Annotated in this window: 11 protein-coding genes, 2 tRNA genes, 2 rRNA genes and 1 pseudogene; 5 read left to right on the top strand and 11 right to left on the bottom strand. The window is 32.7% G+C overall.

The window, feature by feature from the left end:
- Position 1 precedes the first annotated feature (1 nt).
- From B8965_RS08520 to B8965_RS08495, 6 genes and pseudogenes are all read right to left on the bottom strand, one after another.
- On the bottom strand, positions 2-922 hold the full coding sequence (locus B8965_RS08520; RefSeq protein ID WP_084053658.1) for a dihydroorotate dehydrogenase: 921 nt from the start codon (positions 920-922) through the stop codon (positions 2-4).
- Positions 915-1,688 (bottom strand): dihydroorotate dehydrogenase electron transfer subunit, encoded by a 774-nt coding sequence (locus B8965_RS08515; RefSeq protein WP_084053656.1) that lies wholly within the window; start codon positions 1,686-1,688, stop codon positions 915-917. The genes B8965_RS08520 and B8965_RS08515 overlap by 8 nt, the downstream gene beginning before the upstream one ends.
- Positions 1,689-4,886, bottom strand: coding sequence for a carbamoyl-phosphate synthase large subunit (gene carB / locus B8965_RS08510; RefSeq protein WP_084053654.1), 3,198 nt, complete (start codon positions 4,884-4,886; stop codon positions 1,689-1,691).
- A 1-nt stretch (position 4,887) separates the two neighbouring features.
- Complete coding sequence (gene carA, locus B8965_RS08505; protein ID WP_084053652.1) at positions 4,888-5,967, bottom strand: glutamine-hydrolyzing carbamoyl-phosphate synthase small subunit; 1,080 nt, start codon at positions 5,965-5,967, stop codon at positions 4,888-4,890.
- Positions 5,964-7,253: a dihydroorotase gene (locus B8965_RS08500; protein ID WP_084053650.1), complete on the bottom strand. Its 1,290-nt coding sequence runs from the start codon at positions 7,251-7,253 to the stop codon at positions 5,964-5,966. The genes carA and B8965_RS08500 overlap by 4 nt, the downstream gene beginning before the upstream one ends.
- Positions 7,240-8,174 (bottom strand): annotated as a pseudogene (locus B8965_RS08495) (aspartate carbamoyltransferase catalytic subunit). Before B8965_RS08495 ends, B8965_RS08500 begins: the two are co-directional and overlap by 14 nt.
- Positions 8,175-8,571: 397 nt before the next feature.
- Here B8965_RS08495 and ppaX point away from each other — a divergent pair.
- The 4 genes from ppaX (at position 8,572) to B8965_RS08475 (ending at position 10,364) form a co-directional block, all read left to right on the top strand.
- Positions 8,572-9,222, top strand: coding sequence for a pyrophosphatase PpaX (gene ppaX / locus B8965_RS08490; protein ID WP_084053648.1), 651 nt, complete (start codon positions 8,572-8,574; stop codon positions 9,220-9,222).
- Between the two features lie 145 nt (positions 9,223-9,367).
- The gene (locus B8965_RS08485; RefSeq protein ID WP_144015892.1) at positions 9,368-9,499 is read left to right on the top strand and encodes a spore coat associated protein CotJA; all 132 of its coding nucleotides are present in this window, start codon (positions 9,368-9,370) and stop codon (positions 9,497-9,499) included.
- A 23-nt stretch (positions 9,500-9,522) separates the two neighbouring features.
- A complete protein-coding gene (locus B8965_RS08480) occupies positions 9,523-9,777 on the top strand; it encodes a spore coat protein CotJB (RefSeq protein ID WP_084053644.1) in 255 nt (84 codons plus the stop codon).
- A 14-nt stretch (positions 9,778-9,791) separates the two neighbouring features.
- Positions 9,792-10,364: a manganese catalase family protein gene (locus B8965_RS08475; RefSeq protein ID WP_084053642.1), complete on the top strand. Its 573-nt coding sequence runs from the start codon at positions 9,792-9,794 to the stop codon at positions 10,362-10,364.
- A gap of 56 nt (positions 10,365-10,420) precedes the next feature.
- On the opposite strand, the gene B8965_RS08470 is transcribed toward B8965_RS08475, so the two are convergent.
- Positions 10,421-11,392 (bottom strand): YbgA family protein, encoded by a 972-nt coding sequence (locus B8965_RS08470; RefSeq protein WP_084053640.1) that lies wholly within the window; start codon positions 11,390-11,392, stop codon positions 10,421-10,423.
- Between the two features lie 225 nt (positions 11,393-11,617).
- Here B8965_RS08470 and B8965_RS08465 point away from each other — a divergent pair, with 225 nt between their 5' ends.
- Positions 11,618-12,223 (top strand): DUF421 domain-containing protein, encoded by a 606-nt coding sequence (locus B8965_RS08465; RefSeq protein ID WP_084053638.1) that lies wholly within the window; start codon positions 11,618-11,620, stop codon positions 12,221-12,223.
- Between the two features lie 110 nt (positions 12,224-12,333).
- On the opposite strand, the gene B8965_RS08460 is transcribed toward B8965_RS08465, so the two are convergent.
- The 4 genes from B8965_RS08460 to B8965_RS08445 form a co-directional block, all read right to left on the bottom strand.
- Positions 12,334-12,409, bottom strand: a tRNA-Trp gene (locus B8965_RS08460).
- 13 nt (positions 12,410-12,422) lie between these two features.
- Positions 12,423-12,497: transfer RNA gene (locus tag B8965_RS08455), tRNA-Asn, on the bottom strand.
- Positions 12,498-12,510: 13 nt separating this feature from the next.
- Positions 12,511-12,626, bottom strand: a 5S ribosomal RNA gene (gene rrf / locus B8965_RS08450).
- A 120-nt stretch (positions 12,627-12,746) separates the two neighbouring features.
- Positions 12,747-12,994, bottom strand: a 23S ribosomal RNA gene (locus tag B8965_RS08445); the annotation flags it as partial.

Raw genomic sequence — 12,994 nt, 5'->3', positions numbered from 1 at the left:
TTTATTCTCCCTTCTGGGCAAGTCCAATTAAATCACTCACTGAACTAAGATTATTTTTTTCACAATATTTTTCTATTCCCTCGATTATTTCTAAAGGTGCTAAAGGATTACTAAAATTACTTGTTCCCACCATAACAAGTGAAGCACCTGCTAACATAAATTCAACTGCATCTTCCCATTTGCTAATTCCACCCAGCCCAATTATCGGTATATTAACCTTTTGAAAAACCTGCCATACCATTCTTAAAGCAACTGGTTTAATAGCTGGACCTGACAAACCTCCAAAAACATTTCCAAGGCTTGGTTTTTGTCTATTTATATCAACTGACATTCCTAATAAAGTATTAATTAAAGCTAAGCCATCAGCTCCCCCACTTTCAGCAGCTAGAGCCATTTCAGTTATATCTGTGACATTAGGACTAAGTTTAACTATTACTGGTAAACTAGTTGCTGATTTTACTGTATTTGTAACTTTTTCAACCATTTTCGCATCTGTGCCAAAGGCCATACCCCCAGCCTTTACATTAGGACAAGAAATATTTACTTCAAGAGCATTTATTTCATTTAAATCTAACTTTTCAGCAATTAATTTATAATCATCTAGGGTATTTCCGGAAATATTTGCAATAATTTTCGTATTTAATTTTATCATTTTAGGTAAGTAATCTGTAATAAATTTTTCTACACCAGGGTTTTCTAGTCCGATGCAATTTAATAAACCAGAGGGAGTTTCCTTTAGCCTGACGCCGGGATTGCCTTTACGTGATTCTAAGGTTAATCCTTTAGAAACAATACCACCTAATTTACTTACATCGATAATCTCATTATATTCAGTTCCAAATCCATAGGTACCAGAGGCAGTTAAAACAGGATTTTCAAAATTAATTCCCATCATGGTCTGACTAAGATTAACCTTACTCATCTATATCTACCCCCTCCGCCCAAAATACAGGCCCATCTATACAAACCTTAGGGTATTTTTCATCATTTTTACTCTTACAGGTACATCCTAAGCAAACTCCTATTCCACAAGCCATGGTTTTTTCTAAAGAAATTTGACATAAGATTTGACTTTTAGTTGCAATTTCCTTGATTGCCTTAAGCATTGGAATTGGACCACAAGTATAAATAATATCGGGTTTAAATTCTTTAATAATATCTGGTAAAACTTCTGTTACAAAGCCTTTTACTCCCTTACTACCATCTTCTGTTGCGCAGTGAATATTACCTGTCTGATCCATAAAACACTCTAAATTCTTCAAACCTTCTTCATGTCTAGCTCCTAGTAGGACTTCTACCTCAGTGTTTAATAACTTTAATTCCGTAGCTAAAAATCTTAAAGGAGCTTGTCCTAGTCCCCCACCTATTAATAAAGCTTTACTATTTTCTTTTAAAGTAAATCCATTTCCTAGTGGACCAAGGAGTGAAACATCAGCATCTTCACTTAAATTACTTAAATCTTTTGTCGTCCTTCCCACTACTTGATAAAATATTTCTAAATAACCTTTTTCTTTATCTATATAATGAATACTAAATGGTCTTCTTAATAAAGGTTGTTCATGTATTTTTAAGGTAATAAATTGACCAGGCTTTGCAGCTAAGACTATATCAGGGCAATATAGTCTTAGTACAAATTGATCCTTTGCTATTTTCACTTGATTAATAACCTTAGCAGTTATTAACTTCATTTAGTCCACCTTCTTTGAATAATCTTGCAGCGCTTTAACTCTTATCATCGACTCTAAAACTTCTACAATTGCCTTAGTTAAATCAAGAGATGTTAGACATGGTACATTAAATTCAACCGCTGCTCTTCTTATTCTAAAACCATCACGTGCTGGTGTCTTTCCTTTAGTTAAGGTATTAATAACTAAATCTACTTGACCCTTTTTAATTACATCTTCTACATGAGGAGTTCCTTCTGTAATTTTATTTACAACAGTTACATCTAAACCTTTTTGTTTTAAAAACTCAGCTGTTCCAGCGGTAGCCATGATTTTAAAACCTAAGTGAGATAATCTTTCTAACAGAACCCAAGCTTCTTCTTTATCTTTATCTGCTACTGTTGCTAAAAGGGTTCCTTGTCTTGGAATAACATATCCTGCTGCTATTAAAGCTTTATATAAGGCTTTAGTAAAGGTTTTATCAATTCCTAAAACTTCACCAGTTGACTTCATCTCAGGTCCTAAAGATGTCTCGACATCTACTAACTTATTAAATGAAAATACGGGCACTTTTACTGCTACAATATCTCTATTCGAAGCTAGTCCATATTTATATCCTAAATCAGGTAAAGTTTTTCCAAGCATAATCTTTGTTGCTAAAGTAACCATTGGTATACCCGTTACTTTACTTAAATAAGGAACTGTTCTACTTGAACGTGGATTTACTTCAATAACATATACCTCTTCTTTATGCACAACATATTGGATATTTACAAGCCCTTTAATATTTAATTCTAATGCTAGTTTTCTCGTATAATCTTCTAGTTTCTTCATTTCTTCAGATGTTAAAGACCAAGATGGATATACAGCCGTGCTATCTCCAGAGTGAACTCCTGCTCTTTCTATATGTTCCATAATTCCTGGTATTAAAACATCTACTCCATCACAGATCGCATCTACTTCTATTTCTTTACCTATTAAATATCTATCTACTAAAACTGGATGCTTAGAGGATACTTTTACAGCTGTAGCTAAATAGTTTTCAAGTTCTTCTAAAGAATATACAATTTCCATAGCCCTGCCACCTAAAACATAAGACGGACGAACTAATACTGGAAAACCTAAAGTTTCAGCAATATTTTTTGCTTCTTCTACTGTTCTAGCAGTTTTTCCAAGTGGACGAGGTATCGCTAATTTTTCTAAAATATCATCAAATTTTTCACGGTCTTCAGCCATATCTATATCATCAACAGATGTACCTAAGATTTTTACTCCTTTTGAGACTAAAGGACGAGCTAAATTGATTGCTGTTTGTCCTCCAAATTGCACAATAACTCCTGCTGGTTTTTCTTTATCGATAATATTCATTACATCTTCTGGGGTTAAAGGTTCAAAATATAATTTATCTGAGGTATCAAAATCTGTACTTACAGTTTCAGGATTATTATTAATTACAATTGATTTTATTCCTGCTTCCTTTAAAGCCCAAGCTGAATGTACTGAACAATAGTCAAATTCAATACCTTGACCTATTCTAATTGGACCACTTCCTAAAACAATTACTTTTTCTTCATCTACATATTCAAATTCATCTTCTTCATCAAAACTTGAGTAATAATATGGAGTAACAGCCTCAAATTCACCAGCACAAGTATCTACTATTTTAAATACACTCTCGATACTGTTATCTTTACGAACTTTTAAAATTTCCTCTTCTTCTACTTTCCATACAGAAGCTAATTGATTATCACTAAATCCTAACTTTTTAGCTTCTAAAACATTCTCTGCATTTAATTCTTTAGCAGCCAAATTTAATTCAAAATTAACTAGCTTTTCAAACTTTCTTAAGAAAAATAAATCTATTTTAGTCAAATCATGAATTTCTTGGATAGTATATTTTCTTTTGAAAGCTTCCCCAAGTAAAAATAGTCTTTCATCATCTGCATTAACTATTCTTTCTTCTAACTCTTTTTTATCAATATCTGCAAATTGTGGATTTAAAAGCCCTATTACATCAAGCTCTAAAGATCTAATTCCTTTTTGAAGAGCTAACTCAAAATTCCTACCAATTGCCATTATTTCACCGGTTGCCTTCATTTGCGATCCTAAAGTCCGATTTGCAGGTTGAAATTTATCAAAAGGCCAGCGTGGTATTTTAATTACAATATAGTCAATACTTGGTTCAAAACATGCTAAAGTTTTCCCAGTAACACTATTTTTAATTTCATCTAAGTTATAACCTAAGGCAATTTTTGCCGTTATCTTTGCAATTGGATAACCTGTTGCTTTAGAAGCAAGAGCACTAGAACGACTAACTCTTGGATTAACTTCAATAACTATATATTCAAGGCTTTCTGGATTAAGTGCAAACTGAATATTACATCCACCTTTTATTTCTAAAGCTCTAATAATTTTTAAAGACGCACTTCTTAAAGTTTGATGCTCTACATCTGATAAAGTTTGAGTAGGGGCAACTACTATACTATCTCCTGTATGAATTCCTACAGGATCAATATTTTCCATATTACAAACAATGATACAAGTATCATTTCCATCACGAATTACCTCATACTCTATTTCCTTCCAACCCTTAACACTTTTTTCAATTAATACTTGATTGATTGGGCTATATTTAAGTCCTCTACTAACAATATCCTTTAACTCATCAATATTATTTGCAAATCCTCCACCTAATCCACCTAAAGTATAAGCAGGACGAACAATAATTGGATAACCAATTCTTTCTGCTAAGGAAATTGCATCATCAATAGTACTTACGATATCACTCTCTGGTACTGGCTCATTTATTTCAGCTAACATATTTTTAAATAAATCTCTATCTTCAGCTTTTTTAATAGCTTCTAGAGATGTACCTAAAAGCTCTACTCCAGCTCGTTCCAAAATCCCTTTTTCTGCTAATTCCTTAGCTAAATTAAGTCCAACCTGACCTCCTAAAGTTGGTAATAAACCTTGAGGTCTTTCGTTGTAAATAATTTCTTCTAAGAATTCAATTGTAAGGGGTTCTATATAAATTCTATCAGCAATATTTTCATCGGTCATTATTGTAGCAGGATTACTATTTACTAAGACAACTTCAATTCCTTCTTCTTTTAAAGTTCTGCACGCCTGAGTACCCGCATAGTCAAACTCAGCTGCCTGTCCAATAACAATAGGGCCAGATCCGATAACTAATACCTTCTTTATATCTGTACGTTTTGGCATATTAGTTTCCTCCTTTTTCTAAATCACTTAGGAAATCCTGGAATATAAATTCTGTATCTTTTGGGCCTGGGGATGCTTCAGGATGAAATTGAACACTCATAATAGGTAGTTTTTTATGCCTAATTCCTGCCACTGTATTGTCATTTAAGTTCAGATATGTAACTTCAATGTCTTCACTTAAACTATTAGCATCAACTACAAAACCATTATTTTGAGAAGTCATATAGACTTTATTAGTTATTACTTCTTTTACTGGTCCACTACCACAGTGTCCAAATTTTAATTTATATGTTGTTGCTCCTAGTGCCTTTGCTAGTAACTGATGTCCTACACCTATTCCAAAAATCGGTACTCCTGCTTCAATTATTATTTTTAGTTCATTAATTATTGATTCTTCATTTAGATTATTTTCTGGTCCATTAGATAAAATAACTCCTTGTGGCTTAGATTTTAAAATTTCAGAGCCACTTGTATCAGCTGAAACCAAGTTTATTGTACAATTATTTTTTTGTAAAATTCTCAGTACATTACTTTTAATACCAAAGTCCATAACCACAAGTCTTACTACTCCACCTGGTAATGAATAGGAACTCTTAGTGGTAGTGTCTTTAATATTTTCTTGACCAGGAGTTAACTGATTTGATTTTACGATTTCTTTTAATTCTTCGACACTTGTCCCGTCATTTGCAACAATTGCTCTCATTGAACCAAATGATCTAATATATTTTGTAATTGCTCTAGTGTCAACGCCTTCAACTCCCACAATATTGTGTTCTTTTAAAAGCTCGGGTAAACTTTGTTCTGATCTCCAGTTACTCGGAATTTCTGCAGCTTCTTTAACAACTACACCGTGAGCAAATATTCTACTACTTTCCCAATCTCCAAAATTAACTCCATAATTTCCTATTAAAGGATAGGTAAAGTTTATTATTTTACCAGCACTAGCAGGATCAGTTAATGATTCTTGATACCCCATCATACTAGTATTAAAAACTATTTCTCCTATACTTTTGCCCGTTGCACCAAATCCTGTTCCAGTAAAAACCTTGCCATCTTGTAGTACTATATATCCTTTACTCATTCGACAACCACCCCTTGATTCATAATAATGTTACCGTCTTTAATCGTATAAACAGGCCATCCTGTTAGTTCCAGGTTATTAAAAGGAGTATTTTTGCCTAAAGTGTAGAATTTATTTACATCTACCTTTTGAGTAAGATTTGGATCAATTATTGTTATATCAGCTTCTGTTCCTTCTCTTAAACTTCCTTTATCAAGACCTAATATTTTAGCAGGACTTGTACTTAAAACTTTTACTATTTGTAAATAATCTAACTTATTTGTTTTAACTAATTTTTCAAATGCTATTGGTACAGCTGTTTCTAAACCTACCATTCCAAAAGGAGCATAATCATATTCCACTTCTTTTTCTTCTATAGAATGGGGAGCATGATCTGTTGCAATACAATCTATTGTTCCATCAATTAATCCTTCTATTAAGGCATCAATATCTTCTTTAGTTCTAAGAGGTGGATTTACCTTTGTATTTGGATCATAATCTTTAACTGCTTCATCAGTTAGAGAAATATGATGAGGAGTTACTTCTGCTGTAACCCTTACCCCTCTATTTTTGGCATTTCTAATAATTTCTACACCCTTTGCAGTGCTAACATGACATATATGAATTTTACCTTTAGTAAATTCGGCTAATGCTATATCTCTTTCTAACATAATTTCTTCAGCTATACTTGGAATTCCCGCAAGGCCAAGCTTTGTGCTCATTACTCCTTCATGCATTACCCCATCACCAGCTAGACTTTCATCTTCACAATGACACATAATTAAGGCATCAAATGCTTTTGCATAATCTAAAGCTCTGCGCATAACTCCTGAACTACTAACTCCGACTCCATCATCTGAAAATGCTATTGCTCCAGTTTCTTTTAAAATTCCGTACTCAGTTAGTTCTTTTCCTTCTTGTCCTTTTGTTATCGAGGCAATAGGATAAACATCTACTAAATTATATTTATTTGCACGTGCTTTTATTAGTTCAACCACTGACTCATTATCTATTACCGGACTTGTATTAGGCATACAAGCAATACCTGTAAATCCACCCTTAGCTGCAGCCTGACATCCTGTTAATATTGTTTCCTTATATTCTTTCCCTGGCTCCCTTAAATGAACGTGGAGGTCAATAAACCCTGGTGCCACAATCATTCCGTTTGCATTTATTACTTCCATGTCTTTATTAGCTTTGATATTTTTTTCTATTTTAAGTATCTTTTTATTTTCGATTAATATATCAAGGGTTTCATTAATATTTTGACTTGGGTCGATTACTAAACCATTTTTAATTAGTAGCATTAACCTTTCCCCCTCCCATACTGTAAAGTAGTGCCATTCTAATAGCTACGCCATTTGTAACTTGCTCTGTAATAACAGCTTGGCTACTATCTGCTACTTCTGCTGTCATTTCTAATCCTCTATTTAATGGACCAGGATGAAGAACCAAAGCATCTTTTTTAGCAAGAGCTAACTTTTTGCTATTTAGTCCGTAAAACTTTGAATATTCTCTAGCTGATGGGAATAAGCCTTTCTTTTGTCTTTCAAGCTGTATTCTTAACATCATCACTACATCAGCATCTTTTACAGCTTCCTCCATATTGTAAGTTACCTTTGCTCCCAAATTTTCCGCTCCTGGAGGTATTAATGTAGGTGGACCGCAAAAATATACTTCTGCTCCTAATTTGTTTAAGATCCAAGCATTTGAACGAGCTACCCTACTATGAAGAATATCTCCTATTATTGCTACCTTTTTTCCTTTTAAATTTTTTTATAATCTACCATAGTGAATAAATCTAATAACGCTTGTGTAGGATGTTGATGAGTACCATCTCCTGCATTTATAACTCTAGCATTTACATTTTTAGCTAATAAATGATGAGCTCCACTAGCCGGATGACGCATGACTATTACATCTGCACCCATTCTATCAATAGTTTGCGCTGTATCTTTTAAAGATTCCCCTTTAGCTACGCTACTAGTTGCTACATTTACATTGATTACATCAGCCCCCATATATTTCCCTGCAATTTCAAAAGAAGTACGGGTTCTTGTACTATTTTCATAAAACAAATTAATAACTGCTCGTCCTCTTAAAGTAGGTACTTTTTTAATATCACGATTAATTATTTCTTTCATTGATTTTGCATTATTTAAAATTTCTTCTATTTCTTCAACAGTCAAGTCATCTAAGGAAATTAAATCCTTTTTACTTATTCCCACTGCCCTACCCCCTAAGAAATTGTATTTATATAGTATATGTTTTTTCTCTAAAAATAAATGCCAGGTCAATGACCTGGCATAATAGATGTTAGTAAAAAGCCCATTAGCTAAAGCTAATGACTTCATCCTTGCCAGTATCACGGTACCGTATTTAAAGGATATCTGATATTTAGTTATAAAAAAGCCGGGTAAACCCCGGCTAGTATTATCATTAAAGATAAGTAGATACAACAATTCAATATGTATACTACCTATACCTTACCAGTCTCACGGGACCGATTTAAAGGAACTATTTTAAGTTCTGGGTAATTATATCCCAAAAACTTTAATTATGCAATAGATTTTACAATTAAAATCTTAATGTTATAATAACTATAAATAAGCTAGAGGTGATTAAATGATTAAAGGTATTCTTTTTGATTTAGATGGAACCTTATTATATACAAATGATTTAGTTATTAAATCTTTTCAATACACTTTTAAAAAAATTTTAAATATGGATTTAACACGAGCAGAACTCGTCCCTTATTTTGGTGAACCACTTGTCGATACATTTGCAAGATACTCTGAGGACAAAGTAGATACTTTATTAACTACTTATCGAAAATATAATCATGAATATCATGATTATCTCACAACTATTTTTCCTGGTGTAAAACAAGGATTACATGAATTAAAAGATCAAGGTTATCTTTTAGGAGTTGTTACTTCAAAAATTAATACAGTTGCGCAAAGAGGTCTTGATTTATTTGATATTTCACCTTACTTTGATACTTTTATTGGTGCAAATGATACCACTAAGCACAAACCTAATCCAGACCCTATTTTTAAAGCTTTAGATAACCTTAATTTAAATCCAGAAGAGGCTCTGATGGTAGGAGATACATCCTTTGATATCCTGTGTGGAAAAAATGCAGGCGTTAAAACTGCAGTTATGAAATATAGTGAGCACCCTTTAGATAAGTTAAGTCAATATAATCCAGATTTATTTTTAGATTCGATTTTAGATTTAGCAAATATCTTTAAAGAAAATAAGAAACGTGCATGAAAATTACCTAAATAGGTAATTTTTTTTTGTGTTTAAGTATTTTAAGCATTATAAATTAAATATTATTCATTTTTTATGTTTAATCACACATTTTTATCTCTTATCCATAAGATATTATTAAGACAAAAACAAAGGAGTGATTAATTTGAATAACTATCTACCTGCAAATTTAAGATTAGCCAGAGCCTATATTGTTAACCAACCATATGTAAACTTGTTTTCACCAAGTGAGGGTTTAAGAAAAGGAACAATTTTTTCTGACCTTTATGGACTTTAAAATTTTGATAGGAGGAAAGTGTAATGAAGAAAATGGGACGCAAAGAGTTATTAAGAAAACTTCAAGAACTCGAATTTGCTGCAGTAGATATAAACCTTTATTTAGACACTCATCCTGAAAATCAACAAGCATTGATGGACTATAATAGCATAAGTCAACAATTATTGGAGCATAAACAAATTTTCGAAATGAATTACGGACCACTTATAAATTTTGGTTTTTCACCAAGTAAATATCCTTGGGCTTGGGTTAATGAACCTTGGCCTTGGCAGGAATAATAGGAGGTATCAGTATGTGGATTTATGAAAAAAAATTGCAATATCCAGTACGTGTTGAAACTAAAGACTTAAAAATGGCTAAATTTTTAATAGCACAATATGGAGGTCCAGATGGTGAATTAAGTGCAGCACTACGCTATTTATCTCAAAGATATACTATGCCTACTGGTAAGTCTAAAGCTTTACTAACTGATATAGGTACAGAAGAATTAGCCCATGTGGAAATGATTGCTACAATGGTCTATAAATTAACGAGGGATGCTACTCCTGCTGAGCTGAAAGCAGCTGGTTTAGGTGCTGATTATACCTTACATGGTAATGCTATTTATCCTTCTGATCCTAATGGAGTACCATGGACAGCGGCTTATATACAGTCTACTGGAGATCCTATAACAAATTTATATGAAAATATGGCTGCAGAGCAAAAAGCTAGAACAGTGTATGAAAATTTGATTAAATTGACAGATGACAATGGAATTAAAGATACTCTAAGATTTTTACGAGAAAGAGAAGTAGTTCACTTTCAGCGTTTTGGGGAAGCTCTAAATGACACTTACGAATGGAAAGAGACAAAGAAATATCATTAATCTTAAATGTGCCCATTTTAGGGCACATTTTTTAATTCCTAAATTATAGATAATATTTATAAACCTTTACCAGAATCTGTTACTTCAATCAACTCACTTGGAAAGGGTTCAAAAATAGTTTGATTTGCTAAATATTCATTATTAAATCTCATCACCCAGGAATTTATAATTGCTACAGGGACTGACAGAGGTACTTGTTTTGCGCTGTATTTTTCTAACTTATCTAGGAAAAAGGCCTTTTCATTACTTGATAGTTCTTTAGAAAAGTAACCAAATAAATGCAAAAGCATATTAACATTACGCATCGGTTTTAGGACCATAGATAATGCCTTATTTAAATAAAATTCATATTCTCTTAAAATTTGACCTATTTCATTTTTGTCATTATTAGCAACTAACTTACCTAGAGTTTTTAAATTACCTGGACTATATGCCATTAATAAGTATTTATTATTACTATGAAAATCAATCAAATCTTTCATGCTTTTTTTCTTTTTAATCTCTCTAAACATAGCTTGCGTAAATATTCTTGTTAAAAAATGTTCTCGTATATTATAATTTGTTAGTCTTCCTTCATTTTCCACTAATATATTCGGGTATTTATCTAAGGCTATATTAGCAAATATTCCACTTGATTTTTTAGGTAAAGCTGGCCCTTTTTCTGTACTTGTATATACTTTGACATCCTTTATTCCGCAAGATGGAGATTTTCCTTTTAAAATAAATCCATCTATTTCATCATTATTTAGATTATTTATAAAATCATCCGAAAACTGTTTCATTTTTTCAGTAACATCTTCACCTGTTTTGGAAATAACTATTTTTTCAATATCATCTATATTGACAACCCTTAAAGTGTCTCTGGGAATTGGTAACCCTATACCTACCTCTGGACAAACTGTACTGAAATTAACATGAGATTTTAATTTTTCAATAAAAGAGTTTTTAATCATGGATCCATCATATCTACAAGCCTCATGTTCTATACAATTGCTGATAACAATATTTGGCTTATGAAAATTTTGCATATCATAACCTCCACTTATATTTAAAAGTATTATGCCACCTAAATTCAATAATTAGACTTATGTAATTTCGATTAGTATTTATAAGTATACCAAAGATCTTTAATAAAAAGAAATATATTGGGGATTATAAATATATTATGAGCTTTGGTGATTACACATTATAGCGGTCTCTATGGCACTAGGGTATTAAGATTATCAGCATATTAAATATTTCGGGGTGAATTTATGGAATTGGCTTGGATATGGAAATCTATTTTAATTGTTGTTGTAGGTACAGTTCTTTTACGACTAGCAGGCAGAAAATCAATTGCACAGATGACAGTGGCTCAAACTATTATTATGATAGCGATTGGTTCATTACTTATTCAACCTGTAAGTGGAAAAAGTATCTGGACGACCTTTGCAGTAGCAGCACTTTTAATAGCTACTTTATTATTAATGGAGTATTCACAGCTTAAATTTAATCTACTAGAAAAATTCTTTACAGGTAAATCAAAGATTATTATTGATAATGGGGTTTTACAAGAGGAGACTTTAAAAAAATTAAGATTAACTGTTGATCAACTTGAAATGCAATTAAGACAAAATAATGTAACTAAAATTGAAAATGTCAAAATGGCTACTTTAGAACCAAATGGAAAGATAGGGTTTGTTTTAAAAGAAGATGCTCAACCAGCAACAAAAGAAGATATTCAAAAGCTATATAATTTAATTAATACAACAATGAATGCAAACAGTATGCAATTAAATCATAATGCTCAGGTAAAACAAGATACCATTTTTACAGAATTAAAACAAGAAAACCATCATCTTCCTGAAAAACTCCAATAATACTTAAAACAGAAAAATTTCTAAAATTTCTAAAATTTTATCCTAAATCATATCCTAATTAGCAAAATGCACAAAAAAGGAGTAAACTTAATTGTTTACTCCTTTTTATGTGGCAGGGGCGGCAGGACTTGAACCCGCAACCAATGGATTTGGAGTCCACTACTCTACCAATTGAGCCACACCCCTATAATATTTTAAATGGCTCCTCGAGCTGGGCTCGAACCAGCAACCCCCTGGTTAACAGCCAGGTGCTCTACCATTGAGCTATCGAGGAACAATAAGAAAAATCCCGGCGACGACCTACTCTCCCAGGACCTCTGGTCCAAGTACCATCAGCGCTGGAGGACTTAACTACCGTGTTCGAAATGGTAACGGGTGTGACCCCTCCGCTATTATCACCGAGAAAATATGTAATTGTTGAGCAAACAATATATCCTTTATCTATTTAAGTATTTTTCCTACTTAAACTTTAAATGATACTTTGCTCTCTCAAAACTACACAGTGAAGATTTTCGTCTTTATTTAGGTCAAGCCCTCGACCTATTAGTACTAGTCCGCTAAATACCTCACGGCACTTACACTTCTAGCCTATCTACCAGATATTCTCTCTGGAGTCTTACCAGCTTACGCTGTGGGAAATCTCATCTTGAGGTAGGCTTCGCGCTTAGATGCTTTCAGCGCTTATCACTTCCAAACGTAGCTACCCAGCTATGCCTCTGGCGAGACAACTGGTACACCAGCGGTTTGTCCAACCCGGTCCTCTCGTACTAG

It is taken from the genome of Desulfonispora thiosulfatigenes DSM 11270 (assembly GCF_900176035.1).
In the GTDB taxonomy this organism is placed as follows: domain Bacteria; phylum Bacillota; class Peptococcia; order Peptococcales; family Desulfonisporaceae; genus Desulfonispora; species Desulfonispora thiosulfatigenes.
This window is presented reverse-complemented; position numbering and strand designations above follow the sequence as displayed.